A 15,556-nucleotide genomic window follows, 5' to 3' on the forward strand; every position below is an offset into this window, starting at 1 on the left:
GATTTTTCCTTTTTATAGAAAAAAATAACCACGGCTGATATTGGGCTGACACCCACCAATCGCAACCGTCCAATGTAACGCATGGTTAAAAAAATAACCACAGGCTTGCTAAAACTGCTCAATTTTGTCATAAAGATTGTGCTAAGATAGCGCTACATCCAGCAAGCGCGACGTTAAGGGAGCGGCAGTATCAGACGCGCTAACCGCGAATCATACTGGAATCCATCCATATCATCGAATCTGCGAGACAAAAGGATAGGTTGTATGCCAAATTCTACACGCTTTGACCATGTGTCGGTAGAAAAAATCGCCAACGTGTACTACGAAGGACGCAGCTTTAGCCGCACCGTGTGGTTTGAGGACGGGCGCAAAAAAATGCTCGGTATCATCTTGCCCTGTGACAGCGAAGTCACCGAATACGAATTTCACACCGAATCATCTGAGCGCATCGAGATTTTGGCAGGTGAATGCGAGGTCAAACAAGCAGGCGAGGAAGATTACACCTACTACCGTGCAGGGCAAGCGTTTGTCGTTGAGGGGCACAGCAGCTACACGATGAAAAACGAAGAAGTCGTGCAATACATTTGCCATTTTGAAGGCTGATAGCATAGCACACAACACCCACGGCTGTTAAAAGGCGGACACACAAGGACACAGGTTTGGCAAAAGCGCAACATTTTTATGGGATTCATGCCGTACAGGCGATTTTAAGCGAACGTGGCGTGGATGCCAGTGCACTGTGGGTGCAAGATGGACGGCAAAATGATAGCAGCGTCACGCCCATCATCGAGCTTGCCCAAGTCTATGGCATTAACGTGCAAATCGCTGGCAAAGACGCGCTGACCAAACTTGCCGACAGCCCACAGCACCAAGGCGTGGTGTTGCAAGCACGCCCGAAGCCTGTCGGTGATGATACGGATTTGGCGCGGTTGCTACAAACTGCCCGTGCGCGTCAAACACCGATTTTGCTATTGCTACTTGACCAAATCACCGATCCCAACAACTTAGGCGCGTGTTTGCGCACTGCCGTTGCCATGGGCGTGACGGCCGTGGTGGTGCCCAAACACCACACCTCAAGCCTGACCCCTGCCGTGGCAAAAATCGCCGTTGGCGCAGCCGAGCTCATGCCGCTGATACAAGTCACCAACCTTGCCCGCGCGATGGACGCCCTCAAGCAAGACGGCGTGTTCATTTATGGCACAGCCTTGGATGACACCGCCAAACCGTTGGCGGCGTGCGACTTGACAGGTGATGTCGCACTGGTGATGGGCTCAGAAGGCGAGGGCATTCGCCGATTGACGGCAGAGCGTTGCGACCAGTTGGTGTACATCCCGATGGTCGGCAGCGCGCACGGCACAATTCAAAGTTTAAATGTCAGCGTTGCCACGGGCATGGCGTTATACGAGGCGTGCCGCCAACGGCTGGCAAACCCCCAATAAACCCCCACGCAACAAAACTTGGCTACAACGGCGGCTTGACAATCACCAAAATCACCACCGCGCATAAGATAAACACAGGCACTTCATTAAACCATCGCCAAAACACATGGGTCTTGTAATGCGGTGCATTGATTAATTGTTTGCGATAATAGCCGCACAGCCCATGATACGCGGACAGTAACCCCACCAACACAAGCTTGATATGCAGCCAGCCTTGTGACTGATACGCCGCCCAGTTTGGCACAAGCATACACAGCCCAAGCACCCACGTGGCAAGCATGGCAGGGGTCATAATCCCACGATACAGCTTGCGCTCCATCACCGCAAAACGCTGTTGGCTTGCCGCATCATCTGACATAGCATGATACACAAACAAGCGCGGCAAATAAAAAATCCCTGCAAACCAGCATACCATGGCAATCACGTGCCACGCCTTAAACCACAAAAAATACGCCGTCATCCGTCTGCCTTTTTTGCTCAGTCATTTACGTGTTAATCAAAAAAAATCTTGGCGGCTAAACCCCACGCAATCGTGCCATCGTCTCTAGCAACGCTGTGATATCATCCGCCGAATGCGCCGCGCTGACACAAAAACGCAGCCGCGCCGTACCCATCGGCACAGTTGGCGGCCGCATTGGCGTTGCCCAAATACCTGCTTGCCGCAAACCAGCCGCCAGTTGCAGCGCGCGTGTATTATCACCCACGACAACAGGAACAATCGCAGTTTGCCACGGCCGTTGTTGGTCATCGGCTAAGCCCACCTGCCAACCTTGCTCACGCAGCCCTGTACTTAGCTGAAAAATACGGGCTTGTAGCCGCTGCTGCCGCGCGCTATCGCGTTGGGCAAGGTGTACCGCGGCAAGCGTCGCCTTGGCCAACGCAGGCGGCATGGCGGTGGTATAAATAAACGCACGGGCAAAATTCACCAAATAATCAATCAGCGCTGACTCACCTGCGACAAACGCACCCATCGTGCCAATCGCCTTGCCCAGTGTGCCAATATAAATATCCGCCAACGCCGCCGCCTGATACGGCAAGCCAAAACCGTGCGCGTCATCCACCATCAAGGCCGCCTCATAACGCTGCGCCAAATCGTACAACCGCGCCAAATCCGCCATTGTACCATCCATGCTAAACACATGGTCGGTGACAATCAGTTTTTGCGGTGCAAGGGTTGTTGCAAGGCGTTGCTCAAGTGCGTCATAATCGCGATGGCCAAAGCGAACCAACGTTGCACGGCTCAACACCGCCCCATCGACAATTGAGGCATGGTTGAGTTTATCACTAAAAATCACACTGTCTTTGCTGCACAAAGCTTGCAACACAGCAACATTTGCCATGTAACCTGTGCTAAAGGTCAGCGCGGCAGGGTAGCCCGTCGCTTGTGCCAAGGCAGCGGAAAGTTCGTCATGCCATTGATGATGGCCGCTAACCAAATGTGACGCGCCGCTACCGACTTGTCCTGCGGTTTGCAATGCGTCGCCAAATGCCGCGATCACCTGCGGTGCACTGGCTAAGCCCAAATAATCATTGCTGGCAAAATTGCGGTAGGCTTGACCCTCAATGGTGATGGTCGGCGTAACGCCACGTTCAATCGTGGTCAGATATCGATAGCCATGTTGGGTTTGTTGCTTTTTTAATGATTGAACTAAATTAAAATTATCTAACATAAATTACCAATCATCAGGCTTTAAAATGGTCTTTTCATCACCCGTTGCCGTAAAGCTGCATCTTTTAGGCTTTAGGCAGGGCAATAAGTCCAAGCCATCAACCTATACAATCGTGTCCATCAATCCATATTTATCGATCCATATTTGTATCAGGTATTAAAAAACCGCCTTAGGGGCGGCCTTTTAGCCCTAAGCGATAGCTAACCAAATAACCATGCAAAGGCAGCGTTGTGCGTACATGGTAGGCTAATTTGCCGATTTGTATGCAACGTTAAACTATCGCCAAACTACCAATCCGCCCACTCATCGCATCGGTAATTTGCACTTGGCGTGGCTCAGCCGCTGCTACCTTGAGCCCTAGCTCGGCTATTAGCGCGTCGTCGTGGTTTTGGCTGGCATTGTCGGTGGTTAAAAGCCGCGCACCATAAAAAAACGAATTCGCCCCTGCCATCAATAGCAAGGCTTGTTCTGCATCAGTCAAATCCTCACGCCCTGCTGCAATACGCACATAACTGGTCGGGCAGGCAAGCCGCGCCACGGCAATCGTGCGAATCCATTCCAGCACAGGCAGGCGTGTGCCGTCAAGTTTGTCTGCAATCGGCGTGCCTGCAATCGCCACCAAACGATTAATCGGTATCGACTCGGGCGGCTTGGGCAGATTGGCAAGTTCATGCAGCAGATCAATTCGGTCATCACGGCTTTCACCCATGCCAATGATGCCACCCGAACAAATATTGATCCCTGCTTGGCGCACATGCGCAAGGGTGTCTAGGCGGTCATCGTAGCTGCGCGTGCTCACCACCTGCGTGTAATAATCGCGTGAGGTGTCTAGGTTGTGGTTGTAGTAATCCAGCCCTGCATCAGCCAGTAGCTGCGCTTGGTTGGCGGTCAGCATTCCTAGCGTCATGCAGGTTTCAAGGCCCAATGCTTTGATTTCGCGCACCAGCTCAAGCACATATGGCATATCGCGGTCATGGGGGTGTTTCCACGCCGCGCCCATACAAAACCGACTAGCACCTGTTGCCTTGGCGCGTTTGGCGGCGGCCAGCACTTGCTCGACCGCGATTTTTTTTTCGGCTTGTAAATCGGTGTCGTGGTGGCCTGATTGTGAGCAGTAGCCGCAATCCTCGGGACAATTACCTGTTTTGATGGACAGTAAGGTGCTGACTTGGACAGTGTTGGCAGGAAAGTGCGCGCGCAAGGTGGTTTGTGCCTGTAATAGCAAATCCATCAATGGCAGTTCAAACCATGCCTGAATTTGTGCTCGGCTGACACGCGGTGGCGTTGTGGGCGTGTCTGGATGGGCGTTGGGAGGTGCGCCGATATCGGCGGCGAAAGATTGCGCCACGCTGCGTTCTGCCATGACAAAATTCCTTGTGCAGTCAGTAGATTTTGGCGATTGCCAGCGTGCATTATAACAAAAAACAACCGCGCGATGGCGGTTGTTTTTGGTACAGTTATTAAGCAAATTATTCTTTATCTTTGCTGCTGGTTTTTGTCACGCTGATGCCTGTGATTGGCGATTCATGGTTTTTTACAGCAGACGTCATGACGTTTTTGGCAATCATTTCATCATTTTCGTGTTTTCTTTCAAGCGCGTGCGTGGTTTGCGCGGCTTTGGTTTCAGGGCTTGCGTTGTCTTGACGCTCAGCTTGGATGTCCTCAATGGTGCGCACGCCTTGGTTGCTGTCACTGGCTTGGGTATTGTCTTGTGCTTTGTCAGCGGTATCGCTTACCGTGGTCACGGTTGGCTTGTTACTTGGCATACCAAGTCCCATGCCTGTTTTGGCTTGTTCAACCACTTGGTCATCATTGGCGTTAGATTGAAGCGCAGCAACGTTGTCTTTGGCTTGTTGTTTAGCGTCGTCCAATTTGTCTTGCGCTTGCTCTTTTAAATCTGCCGCTTTGTGTTTGGCATCATCGATTTTGTCTTCGGCTTGGTGCTTAACGTCGTCAAACTTGTCTTGCGCTTGCTCTTTTAAATCTGCCGCTTTGTGTTTGGCATCATCGATTTTGTCTTCGGCTTGGTGTTTAGCATCGTCCAATTTGTCTTGCGCTTGCTCTTTTAAATCTGCCGCTTTGTGTTTGGCATCATCGATTTTGTCTTCGGCTTGGTGTTTAGCATCGTCCAATTTGTCTTGCGCTTGCTCTTTTAAATCTGCCGCTTTGTGTTTGGCATCATCGATTTTGTCTTCGGCTTGGTGCTTAACGTCGTCAAACTTGTCTTGCGCTTGCTCTTTTAAATCTGCCGCTTTGTGTTTGGCATCATCAATTTTGTCTTCAGCTTGGTGTTTAGCGTCGTCAAACTTGTCTTGCGCTTGCTCTTTTAAATCTGCCGCTTTGTGTTTGGCATCATCGATTTTGTCTTCAGCTTGATGTTTAACGTCGTCCAATTTGTCTTGCGCTTGCTCTTTTAAATCTGCCGCTTTGTGTTTGGCATCATCGATTTTGTCTTCGGCTTGATGTTTAGCGTCGTCCAATTTGTCTTGCGCTTGCTCTTTTAAATCTGCCGCTTTGTCTTTAACGTCATTGAGGCGTTGTTGCAGGTCATCTTTGACATCCGTAAATTTTTCTTTGGCTTCGCCGCCCAACTCGTCTAGTTTGTCATGCAAGGTGTCGGTGACTTCGCTGACTTTGGCTTTGATGTTGTCAATCACGCCTTCAGAGTCATCTTGATCGTCGTGCGCGCCGCGGATACGTACTTTGCTGTCATCAAAACGGGTATCGCCTTGTACGGCGGTTTCGGTTTTTGGGTTATTAACATCCACACCGTAGGTGGCTTGTTGAGTGTCATCGGCGTCTTTAAAGTACTTGCTGGTTTTTGGGCGCATGACAGATTGCGACTCACGGTGGCCTTTGCCGCTTTCAGGCTTAAACACCGACATCACTTTGCCACAGACATTCATGGCCACAGGGGTGGCTTTTTCAATCAATGGTTTGACCTTGTCCACCACAGGTTCAAGCGCTTCAGGCACATGTGGGACAATGTATTTAGCCACTTGATTAAACCACATCAACAACGAATAGTCGCCCGTCATTTTGACATCGCCTTGTTGAATGCCCGACATAAATGCCGCCGCATCCGCTTTGGTCAAAAGTCTAACGCCTGTCATTGAGTCCTTGAACGTGATGGTCAAGGTTGGGTCAGTTGCTTCGCCGCCATGTTGGCTAAATTTACCGTTGTTGATGGTGAAGTGACGCGCAATGCCTTCTTCTTCGCTGCCCAACTGAATGGTAAAGTTGCGGTTTTGTAATAGGCTGGTAAAGCGAGTGTTGTCAGAATTCGCCAACTGAGCAAAACGCACGCCAACCACAAACAGCAATACGTCAAGTGGGTCAGATTTTACGTGGGTCATTTCACCAAAATGGTCAGTCAAAAACGAAAACATACGGTTCTCCTCAAGCTATTTATCTAAAGTTGGCGCGTTCGCGCCCAATCAATGTGGTTGTCAAAATCTAGTCGTTGTAAACGCCGTGGGTCAATCTGCTTGGCAGCTCACGACAAAAGGGCTAAGCAACCATATTATACGAAGTGCGATTTGAAGTTAAAGTAATGTTTCGCTTATGGCGACAGCTTTTTGTAATGTTGCGTTATTTTATGTAGTGGCACTGGCGAACTAGGTGGGTATCATGGCCGCCAGTGCAGGGGTGATAGTTGATAAAATTGGTAAAAAATTAACGCTCAACATCCATCACAGGACGGTGGCGGATGACGCGCTGATAAAACTGGGTGTCTTTTTTTAGCAAAATGGGACGCTCGCCGATGTGCTGAGGCAGGGGGCGGGCACGGCGTTGCCAACGTTTTAGCAAGCCAATAAATGGTAAGGTGTGTTTGCGTCGCCGTGGTTTGCGGCTGCGGCTTGGCAGGGTCATATCGGTCGTGGGCAAGCTGACCGACCATGCCAACGGCACAAATGTAATCGCCAATGCCAACACATACGCAGGCGTGTCAGCTAAGCTTGATGCGCGCACCACGCCCCAGTGCACGCCTTCTACCACCAACCAATACGCCATACCTGCGACAAAATAAGCCAACACATAGCGGTAACGTGTCCACCATACACCCAGCACCACCAATGCCATAGCGGTGCAGGCAAGCAGCAGCAACATTTTACTTGCTTCATCCACCGACGTTGTCACAGGTGCGCTCAAAAACACGCTGGCAGGCAGCGATGCCTTCATTTGACTTCCTCCCCTCCCTATCGTTCGGGGATTCCTTCTGCAAGACGGTGAAGCCCCACCGCAAACCTAAGACAATAGCAACCGCCCGTACGACACACCGTACATCTTAGGTTCTTATTTTAAGCTAATCCTACCGTTAGGATTGTCATAGACACGAATTAGCTTAAGTGTGTGTTTGGAAACGTCTTACCAGTTAAGTTACTGCGTACTCGCAATTTAGTCTTAACTTAACTGTGGAATGTAAGACATTGAATATAGTGAGATGAGTATAGCAAAACTTATCGCATTTAACAATTGCCTGATATCCACCGCCTAAAGTCGGTGGTTTTACGGCAACGGAGGATAAACCACTGCGGTCATATCAACCTCGCTTGGTACTGTTATGAGATAATCCACAATATCTTGTGGTTGTTTTTGCTATAACCTACTATTTATATGCCGCTATTATGCGGTGACTTGCCCCAAAAACCAACACCGTTTGTCACTCATGCGACAGCAGATGACGTTTGGCATGGGCAGGGGTTTGGTGAGACGGTTTGGTGAAATTGGGCCGTATTGACCGCCCAATGGTGGGCGATAAGGCGGTATTTGCGCCATCTTGGGTGATTTTAGGGCAAAAGGTGGGTCAAACAGGCGTTTTGCTATCGCCGTTACACGTGCGTCATGGCTATAATGGGGTATAATAGCCAATTGGTTCGGTGAAGCGTTGGCAAACGCTTGCAGCCATTTATTTGACCAAATCCAATTTACCCAACCCACAGCAAGCAATGGACGGGGCGACGATGACCTTTCAACAACTGATTTTGACCTTACAATCCTACTGGGCGGACAAAGGTTGCGTGATTTTGCAGCCGTATGACATGGAAGTCGGCGCAGGCACGTTTCACACCGCCACGTTTTTGCGCGCGCTGACGCCTGAGCGTTGGAACGCTGCTTATGTGCAGCCATCGCGCCGCCCAACCGACGGGCGTTATGGCGACAACCCCAACCGTTTGCAGCATTATTACCAGTTCCAAGTGGTTCTAAAACCCAATCCGCCTGATATTCAAGAGCTGTATTTAGGATCGCTTGAGGCGATTGGTATTGACACACAGGTGCATGATGTGCGCTTTGTTGAGGACAACTGGGAGTCGCCGACGCTTGGCGCGTGGGGTTTGGGTTGGGAAGTGTGGCTCAACGGCATGGAAGTCACCCAGTTTACCTATTTTCAGCAAGTCGGCGGTATCGAGTGCTTTCCTGTGACAGGCGAGATCACTTACGGGCTTGAGCGTTTGGCGATGTATATCCAAGGCGTGGACAGCGTGTATGACTTGGTGTGGACGGATGGCGCGTTTGGGCGCGTGACGTATGGTGATGTGTTCCACCAAAATGAAGTTGAGCAGTCAACCTATAATTTTGAATACGCCGATGTGGCAAAGCTGTTTGATTTGTTCGACTTTTATGAGGCGCAAGCGGCAAAATTGGTTGGCGTTAATTTACCGTTGCCTGCCTACGAGATGGTACTTAAAGCTTCACATACTTTTAACTTGCTTGACGCACGCGGCGCGATTTCAGTGACTGAGCGGCAGCGTTTTATCCTGCGTGTGCGTACATTGGCACGCCAAGTGGCACAAAGCTATGTTGAAGCGCGGGCAAAATTGGGCTTCCCGTTGGCAGATGAGGCCCACCGCGCCGAGGCATTGGCCAAGTATTTGCCCAAAGACGATGCCAAATAGCCAAATCAACCAATCAAGCCAAATTTTCACCAATCTGCCATTAAACACTTGGGTAAAGCAATGAGTACGATTTTATTTGAATTGGGTACAGAAGAATTACCACCAAAAAACCTAAAAACCTTGCGTGACGCATTGGCAAGCAATGTCCAAACCGCGCTTGAACAAGCAGGTATTGCGTTTGATACTATCAAAAGCTATGCCGCGCCGCGCCGTTTGGCACTGCAAATCACAGGTGTTGCCGAACGCCAACCTGACCGCGTTGAGCAAAAGCGCGGGCCTGCCGTCAAAGCCGCGTATGACCGCGAGGGCAAGCCCACCAAGGCGGCGTTGGGATTTGCGCAAGGGTTGGGGGTTGATGTCAGTGAGCTGATCACCATCCAAGGCGACAAAGGCGATTATGTCGGCTATCAGCAGACCATCCATGGGCAAGCCACGCGTGAGCTGTTGCCCGCGATTTTGCAAGCCGCGTTGGACGCGCTGCCGATTGCCAAGCGTATGCGCAGCGGCGTGGACAAAAATGAATTTGTCCGCCCTGTGCAATGGGTCGTCTTGATGCAAGATGACAGCATCATCGATGCGACCATTCAGGGTAAGCAGACAGGCAACCAGACGCGCGGACACCGTTTTCACGCGCCCGATTTTTTCACCCTCGAGCACGCTGACCGCTATGCCGAGCAGCTACAAGACCATGCGGTAATGGCGGATTTTGACGCGCGGCAAGCGCACATTCGCGAGCAGGTGCAACGCTTGGCGCGCGAGGTGGGCGCACAACCTGTCATGCCGCAAGCCTTGCTGGATGAAGTCACCGCGTTGGTGGATTTACCAGTTGCCTTACGAGCAGGGTTTGAGCCGCGTTTTCTTGCCGTGCCACAAGAGGCTCTGATTAGCACCATGCAAGCCGATCAAAAGTATTTTTGTTTGGTCGATGACGCAGGCAAGCTGCAACCGTATTTTGTGTTTATCAGTAACTTAGCTAGCCGCGATCCTGCCCAAATCATCGCAGGCAACGAAAAGGTCGTTCGCCCACGCCTTGCTGATGCTGAATTTTTCTTTTTGCAAGATCAAAAACAGCCGTTGTTTGCCCTGACCGAGTCGCTTAAGACACGCGTGTTTCAAGACCAGTTGGGGACTTTGTGGGATAAAGCTGAACGTATCGCCAAACTTGCCGCATTGATCGCCGCGCAGTTGGGTGCAAATGTTGAGCACGCCGCACGCGCAGGCTTGTTAGCAAAAGCCGATCTGGCCAGTACACTGGTGGGTGAGTTTCCCGAGCTTCAAGGCATAGCAGGCACATATTACGCGCGCCTCAACCAAGAGCCCAGCGACGTTGCCGATGCAATCGAAGAGCAATATCTGCCCAAATTTAGCGGCGATCAATTGCCTGTCACGCCTATTGGCACAGCGTTGGCGTTGGCTGATCGTTTAGACACGTTAGTGGGAATTTTTGGTATTGGTGAAGCTCCGACAGGTTCAAAAGATCCGTTTAGCTTGCGCCGTGCAGCGATTGGCGTGTTGCGGATTTTGATTGAAAAACAATTACCACTCAACTTGGTGCTATTGATCGAACAAGCATTGTTGGGCTATGGCAACCGCTTGCCAAATTTGGCGCAAACCTTTAGCGAGGTGATGGCGTTTTTCCAAGCGCGTTATCGCGCGATGTATGAAGAGCAGGGCGTAGCGGTCGATACGATTTTAGCAGTGCAAGCCTTGTCGCCTGCCGTGCCGCTGGATTTTGATCGCCGCATTAAAGCCGTGCAAGCGTTTCGTGCCTTGCCTGCTGCTGTCGGGCTTGCCGAAGCCAACAAGCGCGTGGCAAATATCCTTGTCAAAGCCCTGCCCACAGATGGTGATGGTTCGCTTGAGCTTGGCGCGGTACATGCTGATTTGTTGCAAGTACCTGCCGAGCGCGCTTTATATGACGCGGTGCAACAAGCACAAGCTGATATCGCTAGCCACAGTGAGCAGCTTGATTACACACCGATTTTGCAACGTTTGGCGCAGCTTGAGCAGCCATTGGCACAATTTTTTGCCGATGTCATGGTCAATGTCGAGGACGAAAGCCTGCGTCACAACCGTTTGGCCCTGCTCAAACAAGTACGTGACTTGTTCTTACAAGTTGCTGATATCAGCCAGTTGCAATCATAGAGCAAGGTTTGCCATAAAAAAACGCCCCGTTAGTTAACGGGGCGTTTTTGAAGCATTTGATTAAATCGTGTTAATTCTGTTAAAACAGCCGATCATTATTTAGCTGCAGCCGCCTGCGCAGCAGCCACTTCAGCGGCAAAGTCTTCTTGTTTTTTCTCGATGCCTTCGCCAACCTCTAGGCGTTTGAACGCTTTGACGGTCATGTTGTCAGATTTTAATACGTCGCCAACTTTTTTGTCGTTGTCCATGACGTAAGGCTGGTTCAACAAAGTCACTTCATTCAAGTATTTTTGTAGGCCACCTGTGATCATTTTTTCTACCACGTTGTCAGGCTTGCCTGATTCACGGGCTTTGGCTTCGATGATATCTTTTTCACGTGCCAAGATGTCAGCAGGTACGGTTGCTTCATCCACCGCGATAGGGTTAAACGCTGCCACTTGCATCGCAACAGATTTGCCAGTTGCTTCGTTGCCGTTTTCGTAAGATACCACCACGCCAATGCGGATACCGTGACGGTAAGTGGCTAGGTTGTCGCCTTCGATAACTTCAGCACGGCGGATTTGGATGTTTTCGCCGATTTTTTGCACCAATGCCACGCGCGCTTCTTCGACCGTTTGACCATCGCCATAAGGCAATTCGGCGATTTTTGCCACGTCGGTGGTGTTGTTTTCAAGGGCAAGCTGAGCCACTTTTTCAGCAAAGGCGGTGAAGCCTGCGTCTTTTGCCACAAAGTCTGTTTGACAGTTCACTTCAAGTAGCAAGGCTTTGTTGCCCTCTTGTGCGATGATAATTGCGCCGTCTGCTGCGATGTTGCCTGCTTTTTTGGCGGCTTTGGCTTGGCCTGATTTACGCAAGTTATCGATGGCGGTTTCGATGTCACCGTCGGCTTCTTGTAGGGCTTTTTTACATTCCATCATGCCAAGACCCGTACGGTCACGCAATTCTTTGACAAGTTTTGCACTGATTTCTGCCATTGTTGTCCTCATTCGTCGTTGTGAAAAATAGTAGAAGAAAAATTGATTTGATTATAATTAAAGTAAATGACAGGACAATGACGCTGCACCATCCTGTCAATTATCAATCAATCGCCAAGTGGGCAGATTAGTAATTGTTTACGACCTTGCCTTCTTGGTCAATTTTGTCTTCAATCGGTGCTGTGGCGTTGTCTTGAGCGGCTTCGGCTTGTGGGCTTAGCTCATCTTGCTCTTGACGCGCGTTGCTACCTTGAGTTTTAGCGTATTCTTTACCTGCGATAATCGCATCTGCCATCGCGGTTACGTACAAGGTGACAGCACGGATTGCGTCGTCATTGGCAGGGATAACATAATCCACGTTATCAGGGTTTGAGTTGGTATCCACGATGCCGATAACAGGAATGCCTAGGTTTTTGGCTTCTTTGATGGCAATCGCTTCGTGATCAACGTCCACCACAAAGATAGCATCGGGCAAGCCGTTCATATCTTTGATACCGCCAAGCGTGCGCTCCAATTTTTCCATTTCGCGCGTACGCTCTAGCGCTTCACGTTTGGTCAATTTAGCAAACGTACCGTCTTCGGCTTGACGCTCAAAGTCTTTTAAACGGGTGATGGATTGGCGAATGGTTTTCCAGTTGGTCAGCATCCCACCCAACCAGCGATGGTCCACATACGGCATACCTGCGCGTGCCGCTTGTTCACTGATGATGTTGCTGGCAGCGCGTTTTGTACCAACAAACAAGATTTTGTTGCCGCGTGCTGCTTCGCGGTTGGCAAATGTCAAGGCTTCATTCAACGCCGTGACAGTTTTGTCCAAGTTGATAATATGGATTTTGTTACGCGCCCCAAAAATGTATTGCTTCATTTTTGGGTTCCAAAAGCGCGTTTGGTGACCAAAGTGTGCGCCTGCTTCAAGCAAGTCGCGCATAGAAACTTGAGTTGGGCTTGTCGCTGCCATAAAAATTCCTAAATAACGTTGGGTTATGCCTCCACCTTGCCAAATCAGCCGATTTACCAACACGCATTTGCACAAATTTTAAAAAATCACGCGCAAATTAATCAAATTGGTAAACACCCAGCCAACCTTTTATTATTTTTTGACCCAAAAAATGCCAAGAAATAAAGCTAACAAAGTGTGTGTCATGTCAAAAGAAAAAAATTTGCCACCCAAGTAGATGACAAACCGCTATTTTAACAAAATCTAAACGTCTGCGCTAGCAAAAATTGCCGCGCCCAATCAACTTACATAGCGCTGATTATTTGACCAAATCCACCAAATCGCCATAGCCTTCTGCTGCCATGTCCTCAAGCGGAATAAAGCGCAGTGCCGCACCGTTGATACAATACCGCAAACCACCAAGCTCAGGCAAACCGTCATTAAACACATGCCCTAGGTGCGAGTCTGCAACGCGGCTACGCACCTCAGTGCGGCGCATACCATAGCTACCGTCAAAATGCTCATTGACCACCGCTTGCTCAATCGGGCGGCTAAACGCGGGCCAACCGCAGCCTGAGTCATACTTATCGCTTGAGCTAAACAGCGGCTCACCACTGACAATATCAACATAAATCCCCTTGCCAAATTCGTGGTCATACGCATGGCTAAACGGACGCTCCGTGCCGCTTTGTTGGGTCACATAATACTGCTCATCGCTCAAACGCGCACGGATATCATCATCACTGGGCTTTTGGTAATCATCGGGATTAATTTTACTCATCACAGCTTCCTTTGAATTCATAAAAAACGCCCTATTTATATGGGACAGAATTTGGCAAAATCAAGCTGATTGGCTGACCAACAACCAGCCATCGTCGTGCCACAAACCGCTTGTGTAATTTTGCCCAATCACCCAAAAAAGCATACAATATGCCGTTTAAATGAGACGAATAACGCCTATGAAAACCCTAACCAACAACCCCGAAGCCATCGAAAAAATGCGCGTCGCTGGCAAACTTGCCGCCGATGTCCTCGTCATGCTGGATGAACACGTTAAAGAAGGTATCAGCACCCTTGCACTGGACAAACTAGCCCATGACTACATCGTAGACGTGCAGCAAGCCATTCCTGCCAACGTGGGTTATAATGGCTTTCAGCACACCCTGTGCACCTCCATCAACCACGTCGTTTGTCACGGTATTCCCGATGCCAACCGTATCCTAAAAGACGGTGACATCATCAACATCGACGTCACCGTCATCAAAGACGGCTACTATGGCGACACCTCAAAAATGTGGGTAGTCGGTGAAGGCTCAATCATGGCAAAACGCCTATGCGACGTTGCCCAAAAAGCCCTATACGCAGGCATGAAAGCCGTCCGCAACGGTGCTTACCTTGGCGATATTGGCGCGGCGATCCAAGCCGTTGCCGAGCCCGAACGCTTTAGCGTCGTGCGCGAATACTGTGGGCACGGTATTAGCAATGTCTATCACGACGAACCGCAAGTTTTGCACTATGGCAAAAAAAATACAGGCCTACAGCTTAAAACAGGCATGACCTTTACCATTGAACCCATGATCAACCAAGGCGTATGGCAAACCAAAGTTATGCCCGATCAGTGGACCGTCATCACCAAAGACCGCAAACTATCCGCCCAATGGGAACACACCTTAATGGTCACCGATAATGGCTGTGAAGTCTTCACCAAACGCCCAGAAGAAGACCTAAGTTTTCTTACGGTATAAGGCAAATAAAAGGGGTTTTATAAAAAAAACCCAAATTTTTAAAAAAAACCCTTGACGCCTATAAAAAATCGCGTATAATACGCACACACCGAACGGCGGCAGCCAACAAAGCTTGTAGAAACAAGCACTTAGTGGCAGCGGGCTAAAGCGGTAAAAAGATTGAAAAAAGCTATTGACAGCATCAAAAAACATGTTAAAATAGCGCCTCTTTCGACAGATGATGTCAAAGAATAACTCAATAACAACGAAACACAAGAACAACTTGTGTGGATTTTCACCCAGACACGAAGAGAAATGAAATAAAAAGCATTTCCACTGTACGGAATGCTAAGTCTACAAGGACTTAGCGACGAACTGAGTGAAAAAAACTTAAAGTTGATTCATTTAAGCGAACAGTGGGAAGAGCAAGAAGATTAAACTGAAGAGTTTGATCATGGCTCAGATTGAACGCTGGCGGCAGGCTTAACACATGCAAGTCGAACGACAGAGACTAGCTTGCTAGTTGAAGTAGTGGCGAACGGGTGAGTAACATTTAGGAAACTGCCTTATAGAGGGGGATAGCTCGGGGAAACTCGAATTAATACCGCATACGTCCTACGGGAGAAAGGAGCCTTAGGGTTCTGCTATAAGATGTGCCTAAATTAGATTAGCTAGATGGTGAGGTAAAGGCTCACCATGGCGACGATCTATAACTGGTCTTAGAGGATGATCAGTCACACCGGAACTGAGACACGGTCCGGACTCCTACG

At 49.6% G+C, this 15,556-nt stretch carries 13 protein-coding genes and 1 rRNA gene; 6 read left to right on the forward strand and 8 right to left on the reverse strand.

Annotated features, from left to right (window positions below; all coding sequences use genetic code 11):
• Positions 1-264: 264 nt before the first annotated feature.
• Positions 265-603 carry a pyrimidine/purine nucleoside phosphorylase gene (gene ppnP, locus AC5L4R_RS08420; protein WP_494473505.1) on the forward strand — a complete coding sequence of 113 codons (339 nt, stop codon included), beginning with the start codon at positions 265-267 and terminating at the stop codon, positions 601-603.
• A gap of 56 nt (positions 604-659) precedes the next feature.
• Entirely contained in the window at positions 660-1,439 is a 780-nt protein-coding gene (gene rlmB, locus AC5L4R_RS08425; protein WP_494473506.1) for a 23S rRNA (guanosine(2251)-2'-O)-methyltransferase RlmB, read from the forward strand.
• A gap of 22 nt (positions 1,440-1,461) precedes the next feature.
• On the opposite strand, the gene hemJ is transcribed toward rlmB, so the two are convergent.
• The 5 genes from hemJ to aciT all read right to left on the reverse strand — a co-directional run bounded on the left by hemJ (position 1,462) and on the right by aciT (position 7,291).
• Positions 1,462-1,899 (reverse strand): protoporphyrinogen oxidase HemJ, encoded by a 438-nt coding sequence (gene hemJ, locus AC5L4R_RS08430; protein WP_494473507.1) that lies wholly within the window; start codon positions 1,897-1,899, stop codon positions 1,462-1,464.
• A 55-nt stretch (positions 1,900-1,954) separates the two neighbouring features.
• Positions 1,955-3,109, reverse strand: coding sequence for an aminotransferase class I/II-fold pyridoxal phosphate-dependent enzyme (locus AC5L4R_RS08435; RefSeq protein WP_494473508.1), 1,155 nt, complete (start codon positions 3,107-3,109; stop codon positions 1,955-1,957).
• 271 nt (positions 3,110-3,380) lie between these two features.
• Positions 3,381-4,472, reverse strand: coding sequence for a biotin synthase BioB (gene bioB, locus AC5L4R_RS08440; RefSeq protein ID WP_494473509.1), 1,092 nt, complete (start codon positions 4,470-4,472; stop codon positions 3,381-3,383).
• Between the two features lie 106 nt (positions 4,473-4,578).
• Complete coding sequence (locus tag AC5L4R_RS08445) at positions 4,579-6,498, reverse strand: hypothetical protein (protein WP_494478042.1); 1,920 nt, start codon at positions 6,496-6,498, stop codon at positions 4,579-4,581.
• A 286-nt stretch (positions 6,499-6,784) separates the two neighbouring features.
• Positions 6,785-7,291, reverse strand: a complete 507-nt coding sequence (gene aciT, locus AC5L4R_RS08450; protein ID WP_494473511.1) for an AciT family ciprofloxacin tolerance protein — start codon at positions 7,289-7,291, stop codon at positions 6,785-6,787.
• Between the two features lie 782 nt (positions 7,292-8,073).
• On the opposite strand from aciT, the gene glyQ reads away from it, so the two are divergent.
• Positions 8,074-9,006 carry a glycine--tRNA ligase subunit alpha gene (glyQ, locus tag AC5L4R_RS08455; protein ID WP_395146550.1) on the forward strand — a complete coding sequence of 311 codons (933 nt, stop codon included), beginning with the start codon at positions 8,074-8,076 and terminating at the stop codon, positions 9,004-9,006.
• Between the two features lie 60 nt (positions 9,007-9,066).
• Positions 9,067-11,151, forward strand: coding sequence for a glycine--tRNA ligase subunit beta (gene glyS / locus AC5L4R_RS08460; RefSeq protein ID WP_494473512.1), 2,085 nt, complete (start codon positions 9,067-9,069; stop codon positions 11,149-11,151).
• A gap of 95 nt (positions 11,152-11,246) precedes the next feature.
• Here the strand turns inward: glyS and tsf are convergent, their stop codons facing one another.
• The 3 genes from tsf to msrB form a co-directional block, all read right to left on the reverse strand.
• A complete protein-coding gene (tsf, locus tag AC5L4R_RS08465) occupies positions 11,247-12,125 on the reverse strand; it encodes a translation elongation factor Ts (RefSeq protein ID WP_494473513.1) in 879 nt (292 codons plus the stop codon).
• A gap of 127 nt (positions 12,126-12,252) precedes the next feature.
• The gene (rpsB, locus tag AC5L4R_RS08470) at positions 12,253-13,083 is read right to left on the reverse strand and encodes a 30S ribosomal protein S2 (protein WP_494473514.1); all 831 of its coding nucleotides are present in this window, start codon (positions 13,081-13,083) and stop codon (positions 12,253-12,255) included.
• A gap of 298 nt (positions 13,084-13,381) precedes the next feature.
• Positions 13,382-13,843, reverse strand: coding sequence for a peptide-methionine (R)-S-oxide reductase MsrB (msrB, locus tag AC5L4R_RS08475; protein WP_494473515.1), 462 nt, complete (start codon positions 13,841-13,843; stop codon positions 13,382-13,384).
• 178 nt (positions 13,844-14,021) lie between these two features.
• Here msrB and map point away from each other — a divergent pair, with 178 nt between their 5' ends.
• The gene (gene map, locus AC5L4R_RS08480) at positions 14,022-14,807 is read left to right on the forward strand and encodes a type I methionyl aminopeptidase (RefSeq protein ID WP_494473516.1); all 786 of its coding nucleotides are present in this window, start codon (positions 14,022-14,024) and stop codon (positions 14,805-14,807) included.
• 415 nt (positions 14,808-15,222) lie between these two features.
• Positions 15,223-15,556, forward strand: a 16S ribosomal RNA gene (locus AC5L4R_RS08485); the annotation flags it as partial.

This window comes from Faucicola sp. SE7633 (genome assembly GCF_059264685.1).